Consider the following 11548-nt stretch of genomic DNA (forward strand, 5'->3'; position numbering starts at 1 on the left):
GTGTTAGCGTCTTTTGCGGGAAGAAATGTGAAATGGTGCTGCCGGAGAGATTTGAACTCTCGACCTCTCCCTTACCAAGGGGAAGGTTTAGTTTTGAATTAGTCATATACTTCAAGTACTTGCCTCCTTGTCGTCCTCTTCACGTGTCAAAGACTTGCCGAAATCGTCGAAGTTTGACACGACGCGGCGGCGGAACTCCGGGACGTCGTGCGTGTACCCGATGACGGATCGCGGGTCGAGCCAGCCGCCCTGTTCCATGGCCGCGCGGATGTCGCCATCGCGCAGCATGCGGCTTGCCAGCATGTGGCGGAACCAATGCTGCGTTACCGATCGCAACAGGGCCGCGTCGGCCTCGGCTTCCTGAAGGAACTGTTCGCGGCGTTTCTTGTCGCGGATTTCGGCGGCCTGCTCTTCTGCGTCCTTCAGGAGGGTTTCGGCCGCGCGGCGCTTGGCGGCGTTGAAGCCCGTCTTGTTCTGGCCGCCCCAGGCGCCGCCGGTGTCGGTGTAGGGCTTGCGGCGGAAGGTCAGGAACAGGGGCGCCTCGCGTTCGTGCAGCTTGCCGCGCCATTCCACATATTCCCGCAGGATCTGCGCTGCGCTGGGGTGCAGGGCCGCGTCAACGGTTTCGCCGTTCTTGGTGTAGTGGAACGTGATCTGCTCGCGTCCCTCGGCCAGGATCAAATCGCAGACCCGGCAGCCATGCAGAACGGACGACACGCGCGCGCCGGCCGACCATTCCACGGCCATCTGTGCGCGGATGGTGATATGCGCTGCCATCATGAGGCGGGCAATCAGATCCGGCCGCAGTTCCTGGATGCGGCGCCTAGTGCGCCTGTTAGGGTTGCGGGCTTTCCTGTCGCGGTCAAACTCGGGAAGGGTTTCCAGCCGGTAGCGCTTTCCCTGGCAGAACTTCAGGAACGACAGGAGGGCATTCAGATAGCGTTCGCGCGTTGCGGCGCTGTTGCCCTTCTGGCGTGCGTCGACGTAGCGATGCCATTCTTCCTCGGCAATCTCATTCAGGCGCTTCAGTCCGAAGGCCTGGACGATTTCTTTGACGATGTCGACGGTGGTTTTGCCAAGCGGCTTTTCGCGTGGGCGTGTCAGGAAGTCTGCTGCGGCGACACTAACGTAAGCCCCCGGCGTCCTGTCTCCCGACACTTCAGCGATGATTTCGCTTTCGATGCGCCGGCACTCTTCGATTGCGGCGTCCTCGGAGACAAGGGCGACTTGAAGCCCAAGACTTTTTCTAATGCGGATTGAGCGTCCGCGAGTCCGGACGGTTCCGTGAACGTGCCAGACGCCATCACGGTCGACCGGGGCGAGCCCGCGAGCGCGCCGCCCGGCTCGCTTTCCCTGGCGACTGCGGCCTGCAGTTTTGTCAATGCTTCCGGCGTCCAAACTTTCGTTCTCCCATGGCGAAGATGAAACTGAAACAGTTGTTCGGAGGGGCGCCGCCGCTTGTCTTCGGCGAGAACGCCTTCCAACCAGCGCTTTGACTTGCGCAAGCGTTCTGCCACTTCCTGAACATTGAAGTAAATCGGCAGACTCTGGTCAAGCTTTTGATGGCTGGGCATGGTCCTGGTTTCCGTTTCAGGTGCCCGGCGCCGCTTTGCGGTTCGCCGGGCCGGTGCCGATGGGGCGGCGTGTTAATTTTCGATGTCGCGAATGAGAAATGGCATCGCAATTTCTTTGGTGTGATAATGGTCCTGGTAATTGCACCACGTCGCACACGTAGCGATGTGGCCGCCGGGACCATCGGCGGCGATGACAACCGTGCCAACGCAAATTCCGTTGGGGTTGAATTCTTCGTCAAACAGCTGCTCTGACTTCACCAGATATTCGGCTCCTTGATCGGTATCGGTGGGTTCTCGCCAATCGCTCGCCGGTATCCGCTGTTCTTGCTTGGGCCGCTCTTTGAGGCGAATGTCATAGGCATTCTTGAGCGCGTTCATGGCGGCTTCGACGTGGGCTGCCACGTCGGCCTGCTTGTCCGCCTTCAGGCGGATGACTTCCCGTTGCAGCGCATCGATCGCGTTTGTTGCGATCGCGCGGCTTCGGGTGAGCGGGTCGGGCTGGGGAAGAAAAGACATTCTGCTGCCTTCTACAAAAACGTTGGAGCAACTGGGCGCGGAGGAAGGCGGGTCCAGTGGGTGTGATACCCAGGCCACCCGCCAACCATAAATCGCGCTGCCGGGGTTTTTCCGGTGGCTTCATGCGTATGGCATTCAACCGTGTGACCAAGGTCGAGCGGGCTGCCTACATACGGCGCCTCGCCAAGCCACTGTCCATCGCGCCAGCACCACCAAAGAACGTCGCCTTCGTCCTCATTCCACCAATTAAGCGGGAAGGGGCCTTGGCATGCCTGGTCATGTTCGAGACGGTCAGTAAATGATTGGCCGCAAGCGCCACACTCGATCGTAATCATCAAAGCAGCCCCTCTATGGTCGCGGCAAAAAGGGCCTCGCCCACAAGGATACTCAGGGCGAGGCCGTAGATGGCCCGTTCCGTGACCGATTGGACAACCTCTGAAACGGGCAGGGGAGCTTTGGAAATTGCGTCGCTGTCTTCTGGCCAGTCGCCGAATTCACTCTGATGCTCGGAATGGGCATTGCGACATGCGAGTACGGCAAGAACCCAGAACAGCAACGATAGGGCAATGACCGAAAACAGAAGATAGGGCGCGGCGGCGCACAGGGTATCAATCAGGCTTTCCATCGGGGCTTTCTCCTGTGGGTGGGGCCTTGGCGCTGTGGAAGGCGCTTTCGCCGCGCACGGCTGCGATGTCGTGAAGGTTGGCGGGGCCGTGGGTGTTGTGTCCGGCCACGGCAAGCGCCGCGGCGACGGCGGCAAGGGCGTCCGGCTTGCCGTGAATGACGGCGTCCAGGTCTGCGCCCGGAAGCTCAAGCACAAGCGTCTGCAGCTGCTGGCCGCTGACGTGCTCTTCCGTGCCGTCCGGCTGCACAATCCAGTAGGCCCGGCCGACCCCCTTGGCCGACCGATAAAAGCGGATCTGCGCTTCCAGGCTGGCGAGGCACTTCTGAACGCTGTCGACCAGCGTTTCCAGCATCCAGACCCGGTGTTCCGGGGTTTCGTGCGTTGCCTCGCGAAACCACTTCAGGCCGTTCTTGAGAACCTTGAAGGCCGACCAGCTGTTCTGGATGCTTGCAGTCATGATTGCGTCTCCTGATTGAATCACGGTTGGAAACGCTACCCGAGGCCTTGCAGAAATGCGCGCCCGGACAGATTGTGTTTTGGATGCCGGTTCAACCGGCGGAAAATGGTGGCACGCCGGGAAACCACTCCCGGCGCACCGCTTCGCAACCACATGACCAACCCATGCGGAAGGAACTGGAATGAACGAAATGCAGGCGGAAAAGCTGCAGCGGGACGTCGAAACGCTGAGCAAACTCATGGCTGACCTGACGGTGAAGCAGCACGTCCAAACGGCAATGCTCAAACGCCTTCTGAAGGACTTCATGAGCAGGTCGGAAGACCGGGCAGAAGACGAACGCATCATGCGGGAAATCGTCAGCCATGATGCGCAGGTCGCCAGCAAACGCGACTTGCAGCCGAACAAGCTGCAAGAGAAGGCCATTGCCAGCCTGGTTGACGGCACAATCACGAAACTGCTGGAAGGCTGAGCGAAAGCCATCGGAGCGCCGCCTAAAGTCCGAAGGGGAACCGCAGGCGGCGCGGCCGGTAGGCCGAAACGTCGCCGCGCTTAGGTACGTGCTTTCCGGCCAGCTTACGGCCATACACATGGTTACCCGGCACCCGCCAGGTGCTGCGCAGGGCAAAAGCACCCGGCGGGCCGTAAAACGGCTGGTCCGGAATGATCGGTTTGCGAGGTGTGTTGGACATGGCAAAGTTTCCATAATCGACATTTCGATTTTGGAAATAAGTGCAGAAATCGCACTATCTGTCAATACAAATGACAAAGCCCTGTATCGCTGTTAGAAATTTTCCTGACAAAACGGGATTTCAATTTTGGGCGGCAAATGGGAAAGATCGACGCATATTTGCTGCGTGAGGCTTGGGGTGTCCTCAAAAGCCAGTTGCATGAAAATGGCTTCTGCCTGCGGCGCGGGGATAGTTTTGAGTGCCTGGAAAGCCTTATTCGCGGAAGTCAAAAACCTACACTAACTGAGCACTTTCGGACCGACGCCAACACGTATTTTCCTGATCAGGCATTTTGGATCGCTGTTGAAACGTTCTCTGGTGAGTTGGTGGCGCGCGTTGCTACTCGGGTCGACGATCTGGGGTCGCAAAGTCTATTGGAATATTGGCGGCGGTATTGGAAGCGGTGCTATCCTGGGGCTACCGGCGGCCGCGCCGAGATCGCTGAAAATCAGCCGAGGTTTGCTGCAGAGATACACGGGAGAATTGCTTACCTCGGCGATTTATACGTCGAGACAAAATTCAGAAATAAGGGTGTGGCGACTGCGTTGGTTAAGGTCGCTCAAATTGATGCGGCCGACGAATGGGATCCTGATTACGTGTATGGCTGGATGACGCCAGCAGACGTAGGAAGCAACTTGTTTCCCGCCTATGGGTTTACGTCGGTTCATTCGGCCGGAATTCGTTGGTCTGTTCCGCCTGGTACGATAAGTGATAACTTGGTTTTTGTTGGGAACAGCCGATCAAGTTTGATCGATTTGATCGAGGATATAACCATTTCTCGTCCCGTTTGATCGTGTAGCTAATCAGGTAGCTGCCAACCTTTTTACGAAACCTGAGTATCACCCGATCATAGATTATTTCTGGCTTTCTTGGTCCAAGTAGACCGCCGGTACCCACTGTTTCAAAGACGGGTTCGCCTCCAAGTGCGTCTTGGTAGCCAGCGCAAACGAGGTGTCGATAGTCCTCATTGAGAAGTTGTTTTGGGTTCGCTTCGTCACATTCTTCGGCTTCTGGGTATCTGTCCGAGAAAAGCGTTTGCGAACCATAAAATAGAATATCTGGGCTGTCGCTTGAGCTGCAGTAATCATCAAAAATGACAAGGAATGGCGACACCTTCATAAGCTCACTGCTTGGCGGCATCATTCCTTTGTTTTCCAGCCATATCCGATAAAGGAATTGCGCTGTATCGTCGGCGCCGCCGCGTTCGATGAGGCTGACATTGCCTCTTTCTACAAACGCACTCATTGTTCCCGATCCCAGTCCTTCGGCATATACCCCAACTTTCTTGCCCTTCTGGCAACACGCGCACGGCATGTTAATACGATGTACGTTTCCTGATCTGGGCTGAGTTGTGTAAGTCTGTCATGACCGAATTTTTTGAAGCACTCAAATTCCAAAAGATCCAGGCAGTCAAACTGGCAGGCTCTAAATATTAGGTCTACTAGGCTGTCTTCGTTGTTCGCGCTGGGGACGGCGCTCAAGTGCGGTCTGTACGAGTCCATAAGAAAATCCAATGTCTTAAAGCTAACTTCCTTTGCGTCGGGAAAGAGTGTTGTACAACTTTATGATGCGGTCAATGTATTCTTCGTTGGAAAGTCGTGTTCCGCGTTTTGCTTCTTCCGCGTCAACTTTTTTCTCGGCGAGTTGCCATAGTTCGTCATCGTCTTCATCCGCAAATGATGCGCCGTTGACGTCGTTGTCATTTGATCGTTTGGCAATACGCGCTTGGCCGTGGCCGGGAATGACTGGCAATTCGGCATCGAAATAGGCGGCGACGATTAGCATTTCGTCAGCGCGAAGGTTCCTACCGCCTTTAATTGTCTTGTTCATTTGAGGCGTGGAAAGGCCTAGCAGTTTCGCAATCGCGGCCTGCGTTTCTTCTTTCTCGTCAATGACTTTGGCAAGCCATTTCTGAATGATTTCTTGTCTGTCTGAAGCCATAGCATGCGAATAATGCACGCCTTCTGCTCGTAAGTCAGTTGCTAAATCGGTCGCCAAGTTTCCAATATGAACATTGCCATTTTGGAAACTTCGTGCAATATGTGCCTGACCTAATCCCGTCATGAGCAGAGATCTCCAATGCATCTTGAGCCTGCAGCAAGTGTCATCAAGGAACTCGGCGGAGCGCCTGTTGTCGCAAAACATCTTGGGGTGAACCCGACAACAGTTCGGCGATTCCAGTATCCGAAAGATAGGTCTGGGACCGGCGGCTTTTTCCCAAACGAGTACATTTTCCCGCTCCTGATGCTTTCTGTGCAGATCGGCAAGCCGATTGACCTGGCGCGCATGGTTTTGACCCCTGAGCAGCGCAGTTCGCTGTGTTCCGTGTTGCCGTCATCTTCCTCCCAAACTGAAAACGCGTCACCGCGTAAATCCAGCGAGGTTACGCAATGACCTTTCGACCGACGACGGACCATGATCGGGCGGCCTTGAAATCTGCCTTTCGGCGCCTGGTGCGCAGCAGTGGTGGACAGCTGGAAGCCGCGCAGGCAACGCGCGTCGGCCAGCAGCAGCTTTCGCGGTACGGGTCGCCGAACCATCCCGGTGAACACGTGCCGGTGGACGTGCTGATGGACCTGACCATCGACACGGACGATGCCGACGTTATCCGCGCCATGTGCCGCCTTGCCAATGGCGTGTTCGTGCCGCTGCCGAAGACGCAAGGGGCAATCACCAACTGGCCGGCGGCGGTTGGAACGGCAGTCAAGCGCGGGGCGGATGCTGCCGAGGCGATCTGCACCGCACTGAATGACGATGGTGAGATAACGCCGGAAGAAATCGCCGATCTTGAAATTCTGAACAAGCTGTCATCGGCGATCGAAGCGCTTGTCGTTCTGCAGACCTATGCCCGGTCGGTTGGGGGTGAGGGATGAGTTTGTCAACCCCTGATTTGGCTATTCAGCCATTCTTCCGCGTCGATGCTTTCGAGAACATCAAAGTTCTGCGGATGCTCAAGCCACTCAACCCGGTCAGACCGGAAGGTGCGTTCGTTGCCTGTCGCAGTGCATGTGCCGACAAAGTAGTGGCCGCTGCCTTTAACGTAAGTCCTGTTAACCGTGATGGTCCAGTCGTTCTCATGGCCGCGCGGATTGATGTAACCGAACGCAATCGTCCGGCCTTCAAGCGGACTTCTTTTCGTCCTTTCTGGCGCTGGTTGCCGCTTTCGCATCTGCCGAAACGCACGGACAACATCGTCGAAAAACATGCGCTTTCCCCTTCGTGCAGCTTGCCGTGCTGCATGACAGCAAACTTTCGCGCGCAAGTCGAGCGGGGTGTTGCGTCATGAGCCATTTCGAAAAGGCAACCGCCGACAATCTGACCGCACTTGCGCAGCGCGTGCGCGGCTATGCGGGTGAACGGCATTCGATGACAGGGTTCGCCGCCCTGGGTGCCGAGAATGAGCAGGCGGAGCGTGTGCGCCCCGGCGTGCGCGCCCTGATCAAAGAGGCCAATGACCTGATTTTCGTTTCCGATCTTCTGCTGGAATTGGCCGCCGAGAAGAAAGGAAAAACTCCATGAGCCTTGCAGAAGACATTCGCCCGGATGCCAGCGCAGCCGGGGACGACGGTGCTTTGACCTGGGCGGGTCTTTCGGCCGACGAAAGGGGCGAGGCCGTCTACTGGCAACTTGCCGCGGGGCGGACGGCTGAAGAGGCGACGGCAGCCCTGGCGCTGACCTATGGCCCTATCGGCGTCAACCAGGTGCGGCACGTTGCTGAGCGCGAGGGATTCGACACGGACCCGGCCTTGGTCGGCGCGAGGGTGTATCGCGACCGGCTGGCAAAAATCGAGCGCCGCACGCGTGCACGCGCGTTGCAGCCCGTGCCTGTGAAGGTCGAGCCGTTGCCGCAGGTTCCGCTGCCGCACCTGGCACAGCCGGACGCGGGCCATGGCGGCGTAACCATTTTCGAGTTGAAACCCTGGCATTGCCGCCGACCGCTCTGGGACAAGAGCGAAACCCGGCTTGACCGGCAATTCTACTGCGGCGGCAAGCGCGCCGAGGGCGGTGCCTGGTGCGCCGACTGCCGGAAGATTGTCTATCAGTCGCCGGAAGAGCGCCGCCGCAACCGGCAGACCGCAGACGCCCGGAACACCTTTCCGAAACAGGGGAGGTATCGCCGGTGGAAATGAAATTCGAGCCCAAGATTGGCGACGTGCGCCAGACGCTGAAAACCTATTGCTGGGCACGGGCGCAGCACCGGCTGCGGCTGAAAGATTACAGCGCCGGATTTTCGAGCGCCGTGTTGCTGATCGCCGTTGAAACGGATGTCGAGCCGGGCCGGGTGGCTGCGGTTCTGGCCGGTGGCTTTTCCAGTCCTGATACGCAGAAACGCCTTGCCGCCTGGTGCGGTTTGAAGCTGGCGCAGAAGCACGGCAAGCCCGTGCTGGTGGCGGACCCTGATGCCAGCTTTGACCGTGGACCGGGCGGCGGGGTGGCGCCGTTGTCGTTCGAGGATGTGATGCGGCGTGTCGACGCGCGGCCGCAACTGGTGAGGGGGGCTGCGTGATGGCAACGTCTCACCTCGATCGTGTTTTTGAAGTTGCCGTCAAGACTCCAGATGGCGCGCAATCCGGCACCTATGCGACCGCGACCTGCGGCTGCGGCTACTCCGAAGACATCCTTGTCCAGCGCAGTGCGGGCGGGCGTGTGCCTTCGGCTGAGCCCTATGAGCGCCGGTTCCGCAACAGGGGTTGGCAGGTGGGCAAGGCACCGGGCAAGCACACATGCCCCGGATGCCAGAAGAAAACAGAAAAACCGAAGGCCGAACAGCCACGCCAGCCGACACCGGAACAGCGACGCGCGCTGCTGGAAGCGCTGGAAATCGTTTTCTGCCCTGAAGCCGGATTTGATGAGGGCTATGACGATGCCCGCGTCGCCACCGAACAGAACATGCCGCGCCGCTGGGTGGAAGACATCCGCGAACAGTTCCTGGGGCCGGTGCCAGCCCCCAAGGTCGACCATATCGCCGAAGCGCGCAAAGCCCTGAGTGACCTTGCCCTGGCAGCAGCTGCCATGGCCGACGCCGTCGACGCGGCAAACAAGGCGCGACTGCGCGTTGCCGAGCTGCAGGCCGTTGTTTCCAAGCATCTTGAAGAGGTGGGGCAATGATGCGCCTGGACCGGGAAGGGCTGGGGAAGGCCTTGCGTGCCGAGCGCGAAGCGCAGGGCCTGACCGCGCGCGACCTTGAACGGAAAACCGGGGTCAGCGACAGCACGATCCTGCGGGCCGAACGGGCGCACCCGGATGTTTTCGCGCGGGCCGACACGGTCTGCATTCTCTGTCATGTGCTGGACGTCGATCCGCTGGCTTTCGTGGAATCTGTTTCACGGGAACACACCCATGAAGCAAGCGAAGCGGGGGCGGGTTGATGGGTAAGCGTTCCAACTTCCCCCGGATTCCGAAGGATCTTTACCTGACGATCGATCCGCGTGCGGTGCCGCCTGTCATCCCGTTTCTGACCTTCGAAGGCATCCGCACCTTTGTCGACCCGTGCTGGGGCTGGGGGCACCTTGTGGGGCCGCTGACCCGCGCCGGGCTGACCTGCCTTGGACGGTATGACGTTGCGCCGAAGATGGCGCGCAAAGTCGACCCGGATCTGCCAGGCCTGCAGGGGCATGTCATTCAGCGCGACGGGCGCGAACTTTCCTTTGCAGATCTGAACGGCGCCGACGCCATCGTTACCAATCCGCCTTGGTCGCGGCAGCTTCTGCACGCGCTGATTATCCGCTGGTCGGTCATGGTGCCGACCTGGCTGCTTTTTGATGCCGGGTGGAAACACACGGCGCAGGCGGCGCAGCTGATGCGGGCCTATTGCACCGACTATGTGCCGTTGCCGCGCCTGCAATGGATGCCCGGCACTGCCGACACGGCGACCGACGATTGCGGCTGGTATCGCTTCCATGCCGCAGAAGCCGCCCAAGGGCGCGGCACGCGGTTCTGGCCGCTGGGGGCTGTTCCCGGCAACGACAATTCCCGTTCTCAACTGGCGATAGGAGCTTGAGCCGTGACCGAAGCGGAAGACAGGCATGCCGAGGAAGTCGCGACGCTGCTGCAGGTGGCCCGCGAAATGTTCGGCGACGACGACGAGGCCCTGACGATCGCATTGATCGACGCGGCGGCCTTTGCAGCGCAGGTCGGGCCGATGACGGCCGACGCCGCGGCTGAGCGCTTCCGGGACACCGTGCAGGCGACCAGGGACGCGGAAATTCTCGAAGAAAGCGGCGGCCGGTTGCAGTGACCGCACCCCGCAAAACCCCAGCCATAGGAGCATGACATGGCACGGACTATCCGGAATCTCGGCGAGCTTATCGGCCTTCTGAACAGGGGCCGTTTCGTCGAAAAGTGCAATGAAGAGCTTGAGCGCGTCATGATGGCGCTTGAGGACCTGCCCGAACAGAAGGGCAAGGCAAAGATCACGCTCGAAATCACCATCGCCCGCCAGCAGGAGCTGGTGAACATCACCCCGGTGGTGAAAGCCAAGCTGCCGGAAAGCGGCACGTTCTCGGCAACGCCCTTCTGGGAAAGCGACGGGGCGCTTTCGGTCGAGCATCCGAACCAGCGCGACATGTTTGCCGGGCCGCGCAAGGCCGACCCGGCGGCCACGCACGACCGCGAAGAGCGCGAGCGTGCGGACCTGAACGGCTGAGCGATCCGCGCAGCATCACTTCCCTCTAGATGGACGTTTTGACATGGAAAATCACAACACGCCGGACATGGGCCGGCCGACCGCCGAACTGATTGAAAGGCTGGCCGTTGAAGGCGGCAAGGTGCAGATGGGCGAGGTCAAGACAAAAGGCCTCGGCAAAGGTCTGCCCGACACCGTGCCGTTTCTCTTCGACAGCAAGGCGCAGGTTGCCCTTTCGCTGAAAACGCTGATCGAAGGCCACCGCCAGATGCCTGCCAGGCGTACGGGTGTGGCGCATGTAACCACGCTGCAGAGCTTTATCGATCTGACCAACCGGCACAAGGATGTCGACAGCGTTCTTTTCGGCAAGACCGACTGGCCGGGGCCGAGCCTGACGGCTGTCCTGGACTATCACCAGAAGGACGGCAACGCCCGCCACAACGGGCACCGCGCTGTCTATGACTTCCCGGTCACGGAAGAGCTGAAAGCGTGGGTGGAAAACAACGCCAAGGCGATGACGCAGGGCGATTTCGCGACCTTCCTGGAAGACCACGTGCCGGAACTGGCAAGCCCGACCAGTGAAGAGCGGAAGGACTTTGAGCCGAAGTTCAATGTTCGTTTCGCCGAGCCGATGGAACTGATGCAGCTGTCGCGGCAGCTGGAAATCCACGTCAATTCCGGATTCAAGCAGCGCGAAATCCTGCAGACCGGCGAACGTGTCGTCGAGTTCAAGGCAGAGCATCACGACGGCCACGGCGAGAAAGTGGATGTGCCGGGCCTCTTCATGGTCGCGGTGCCTGCCTTCCTGGACGGCGAGCCGGTGCGCATGCCGGTGCGCCTTCGCTACCGCGCCAAGGGCGGCGGTGGGGTCGTCTGGTTTTACGAGCTGTTCCGCTGGGAAAACTACCTGCGCGAGCGCGTGAAAGCCGACCTGGACATCGCCGCCAAAGCAACGGACCTGCCCGCCTTCGAAGGCGCGCCGGAAGCCTGACGCACAAGCGCGGGCGTCCGGTGCCGGGCGCC

21 protein-coding genes are annotated in these 11548 nt (G+C 59.4%); 14 read left to right on the plus strand and 7 right to left on the minus strand.

From position 1 onward, the window contains the following. Positions 1-111: 111 nt before the first annotated feature. The 5 genes from J7447_RS02430 to J7447_RS02450 form a co-directional block, all read right to left on the minus strand. On the minus strand, positions 112-1158 hold the full coding sequence (locus tag J7447_RS02430) for a tyrosine-type recombinase/integrase (protein WP_209168636.1): 1047 nt from the start codon (positions 1156-1158) through the stop codon (positions 112-114). Further along, positions 1101-1574 (minus strand): hypothetical protein, encoded by a 474-nt coding sequence (locus tag J7447_RS02435; protein ID WP_209168637.1) that lies wholly within the window; start codon positions 1572-1574, stop codon positions 1101-1103. The genes J7447_RS02430 and J7447_RS02435 overlap by 58 nt, the downstream gene beginning before the upstream one ends. Positions 1575-1646: 72 nt before the next feature. Further along, positions 1647-2090, minus strand: a complete 444-nt coding sequence (locus J7447_RS02440; protein WP_209168638.1) for a hypothetical protein — start codon at positions 2088-2090, stop codon at positions 1647-1649. Positions 2091-2424: 334 nt separating this feature from the next. After that, the gene (locus J7447_RS02445) at positions 2425-2715 is read right to left on the minus strand and encodes a hypothetical protein (protein WP_209168639.1); all 291 of its coding nucleotides are present in this window, start codon (positions 2713-2715) and stop codon (positions 2425-2427) included. Beyond that, positions 2699-3172: a hypothetical protein gene (locus J7447_RS02450; protein ID WP_209168640.1), complete on the minus strand. Its 474-nt coding sequence runs from the start codon at positions 3170-3172 to the stop codon at positions 2699-2701. The genes J7447_RS02445 and J7447_RS02450 overlap by 17 nt, the downstream gene beginning before the upstream one ends. 181 nt (positions 3173-3353) lie before the next feature. On the opposite strand from J7447_RS02450, the gene J7447_RS02455 reads away from it, so the two are divergent. Then, positions 3354-3641, plus strand: a complete 288-nt coding sequence (locus tag J7447_RS02455) for a hypothetical protein (RefSeq protein WP_209168641.1) — start codon at positions 3354-3356, stop codon at positions 3639-3641. Between the two features lie 22 nt (positions 3642-3663). Here the strand turns inward: J7447_RS02455 and J7447_RS02460 are convergent, their stop codons facing one another. After that, positions 3664-3861, minus strand: a complete 198-nt coding sequence (locus J7447_RS02460; protein WP_209168642.1) for a hypothetical protein — start codon at positions 3859-3861, stop codon at positions 3664-3666. 137 nt (positions 3862-3998) lie between these two features. Here J7447_RS02460 and J7447_RS02465 point away from each other — a divergent pair, with 137 nt between their 5' ends. Continuing rightward, positions 3999-4691: a GNAT family N-acetyltransferase gene (locus J7447_RS02465; RefSeq protein WP_209168643.1), complete on the plus strand. Its 693-nt coding sequence runs from the start codon at positions 3999-4001 to the stop codon at positions 4689-4691. 733 nt (positions 4692-5424) lie between these two features. Here the strand turns inward: J7447_RS02465 and J7447_RS02470 are convergent. Further along, positions 5425-5964, minus strand: coding sequence for a hypothetical protein (locus J7447_RS02470; RefSeq protein WP_209168644.1), 540 nt, complete (start codon positions 5962-5964; stop codon positions 5425-5427). A gap of 15 nt (positions 5965-5979) precedes the next feature. On the opposite strand from J7447_RS02470, the gene J7447_RS02475 reads away from it, so the two are divergent. Genes J7447_RS02475 through J7447_RS02530 form a run of 12 tightly spaced genes read left to right on the plus strand, consistent with a single transcriptional unit; the run spans position 5980 to position 11516 of the window. Further along, positions 5980-6294, plus strand: coding sequence for a hypothetical protein (locus J7447_RS02475; RefSeq protein WP_209168645.1), 315 nt, complete (start codon positions 5980-5982; stop codon positions 6292-6294). Then, positions 6291-6773, plus strand: a complete 483-nt coding sequence (locus J7447_RS02480; protein WP_209168646.1) for a phage regulatory CII family protein — start codon at positions 6291-6293, stop codon at positions 6771-6773. The genes J7447_RS02475 and J7447_RS02480 overlap by 4 nt, the downstream gene beginning before the upstream one ends. Beyond that, the gene (locus tag J7447_RS02485) at positions 6770-7186 is read left to right on the plus strand and encodes a hypothetical protein (protein ID WP_209168647.1); all 417 of its coding nucleotides are present in this window, start codon (positions 6770-6772) and stop codon (positions 7184-7186) included. The genes J7447_RS02480 and J7447_RS02485 overlap by 4 nt, the downstream gene beginning before the upstream one ends. Then, positions 7183-7419 carry a hypothetical protein gene (locus J7447_RS02490; protein WP_209168648.1) on the plus strand — a complete coding sequence of 79 codons (237 nt, stop codon included), beginning with the start codon at positions 7183-7185 and terminating at the stop codon, positions 7417-7419. Before J7447_RS02485 ends, J7447_RS02490 begins: the two co-directional genes overlap by 4 nt. Further along, positions 7416-8030 (plus strand): hypothetical protein, encoded by a 615-nt coding sequence (locus J7447_RS02495; RefSeq protein WP_209168649.1) that lies wholly within the window; start codon positions 7416-7418, stop codon positions 8028-8030. The genes J7447_RS02490 and J7447_RS02495 overlap by 4 nt, the downstream gene beginning before the upstream one ends. Continuing rightward, positions 8021-8407 (plus strand): hypothetical protein, encoded by a 387-nt coding sequence (locus J7447_RS02500; protein ID WP_209168650.1) that lies wholly within the window; start codon positions 8021-8023, stop codon positions 8405-8407. Before J7447_RS02495 ends, J7447_RS02500 begins: the two co-directional genes overlap by 10 nt. After that, positions 8407-9009, plus strand: coding sequence for a hypothetical protein (locus J7447_RS02505; protein WP_209168651.1), 603 nt, complete (start codon positions 8407-8409; stop codon positions 9007-9009). Before J7447_RS02500 ends, J7447_RS02505 begins: the two co-directional genes overlap by 1 nt. Next, positions 9006-9269, plus strand: a complete 264-nt coding sequence (locus J7447_RS02510) for a helix-turn-helix transcriptional regulator (protein WP_209168652.1) — start codon at positions 9006-9008, stop codon at positions 9267-9269. The genes J7447_RS02505 and J7447_RS02510 overlap by 4 nt, the downstream gene beginning before the upstream one ends. Then, positions 9269-9901 carry a hypothetical protein gene (locus J7447_RS02515; RefSeq protein WP_209168653.1) on the plus strand — a complete coding sequence of 211 codons (633 nt, stop codon included), beginning with the start codon at positions 9269-9271 and terminating at the stop codon, positions 9899-9901. The genes J7447_RS02510 and J7447_RS02515 overlap by 1 nt, the downstream gene beginning before the upstream one ends. A 3-nt stretch (positions 9902-9904) precedes the next feature. Then, entirely contained in the window at positions 9905-10138 is a 234-nt protein-coding gene (locus J7447_RS02520; RefSeq protein ID WP_209168654.1) for a hypothetical protein, read from the plus strand. A gap of 36 nt (positions 10139-10174) precedes the next feature. Then, the gene (locus J7447_RS02525; RefSeq protein ID WP_209168655.1) at positions 10175-10546 is read left to right on the plus strand and encodes a hypothetical protein; all 372 of its coding nucleotides are present in this window, start codon (positions 10175-10177) and stop codon (positions 10544-10546) included. A gap of 43 nt (positions 10547-10589) precedes the next feature. Then, on the plus strand, positions 10590-11516 hold the full coding sequence (locus tag J7447_RS02530) for a DUF2303 family protein (RefSeq protein ID WP_209168656.1): 927 nt from the start codon (positions 10590-10592) through the stop codon (positions 11514-11516). Positions 11517-11548: the final 32 nt, after the last annotated feature.

The sequence above is a fragment of the Labrenzia sp. R5_0 genome (assembly GCF_017743835.1).
Taxonomy (GTDB): domain Bacteria; phylum Pseudomonadota; class Alphaproteobacteria; order Rhizobiales; family Stappiaceae; genus Roseibium; species Roseibium algicola.

Excerpts from the sequence above, each read along its gene's own strand:
- J7447_RS02440 (WP_209168638.1), bottom strand. The coding sequence starts at position 2,090 with ATGTCTTTTCTTCCCCAGCCCGACCCGCTCACCCGAAGCCGCGCGATC.
- J7447_RS02485 (WP_209168647.1), top strand. The coding sequence starts at position 6,770 with ATGAGTTTGTCAACCCCTGATTTGGCTATTCAGCCATTCTTCCGCGTC.
- J7447_RS02460 (WP_209168642.1), bottom strand. The coding sequence starts at position 3,861 with ATGTCCAACACACCTCGCAAACCGATCATTCCGGACCAGCCGTTTTAC.
- J7447_RS02465 (WP_209168643.1), top strand. The coding sequence starts at position 3,999 with ATGGGAAAGATCGACGCATATTTGCTGCGTGAGGCTTGGGGTGTCCTC.
- J7447_RS02525 (WP_209168655.1), top strand. The coding sequence starts at position 10,175 with ATGGCACGGACTATCCGGAATCTCGGCGAGCTTATCGGCCTTCTGAAC.
- J7447_RS02475 (WP_209168645.1), top strand. The coding sequence starts at position 5,980 with ATGCATCTTGAGCCTGCAGCAAGTGTCATCAAGGAACTCGGCGGAGCG.
- J7447_RS02510 (WP_209168652.1), top strand. The coding sequence starts at position 9,006 with ATGATGCGCCTGGACCGGGAAGGGCTGGGGAAGGCCTTGCGTGCCGAG.
- J7447_RS02505 (WP_209168651.1), top strand. The coding sequence starts at position 8,407 with ATGGCAACGTCTCACCTCGATCGTGTTTTTGAAGTTGCCGTCAAGACT.
- J7447_RS02435 (WP_209168637.1), bottom strand. The coding sequence starts at position 1,574 with ATGCCCAGCCATCAAAAGCTTGACCAGAGTCTGCCGATTTACTTCAAT.
- J7447_RS02445 (WP_209168639.1), bottom strand. The coding sequence starts at position 2,715 with ATGGAAAGCCTGATTGATACCCTGTGCGCCGCCGCGCCCTATCTTCTG.
- J7447_RS02530 (WP_209168656.1), top strand. The coding sequence starts at position 10,590 with ATGGAAAATCACAACACGCCGGACATGGGCCGGCCGACCGCCGAACTG.
- J7447_RS02450 (WP_209168640.1), bottom strand. The coding sequence starts at position 3,172 with ATGACTGCAAGCATCCAGAACAGCTGGTCGGCCTTCAAGGTTCTCAAG.
- J7447_RS02455 (WP_209168641.1), top strand. The coding sequence starts at position 3,354 with ATGAACGAAATGCAGGCGGAAAAGCTGCAGCGGGACGTCGAAACGCTG.
- J7447_RS02490 (WP_209168648.1), top strand. The coding sequence starts at position 7,183 with ATGAGCCATTTCGAAAAGGCAACCGCCGACAATCTGACCGCACTTGCG.
- J7447_RS02480 (WP_209168646.1), top strand. The coding sequence starts at position 6,291 with ATGACCTTTCGACCGACGACGGACCATGATCGGGCGGCCTTGAAATCT.
- J7447_RS02515 (WP_209168653.1), top strand. The coding sequence starts at position 9,269 with ATGGGTAAGCGTTCCAACTTCCCCCGGATTCCGAAGGATCTTTACCTG.
- J7447_RS02495 (WP_209168649.1), top strand. The coding sequence starts at position 7,416 with ATGAGCCTTGCAGAAGACATTCGCCCGGATGCCAGCGCAGCCGGGGAC.
- J7447_RS02470 (WP_209168644.1), bottom strand. The coding sequence starts at position 5,964 with ATGACGGGATTAGGTCAGGCACATATTGCACGAAGTTTCCAAAATGGC.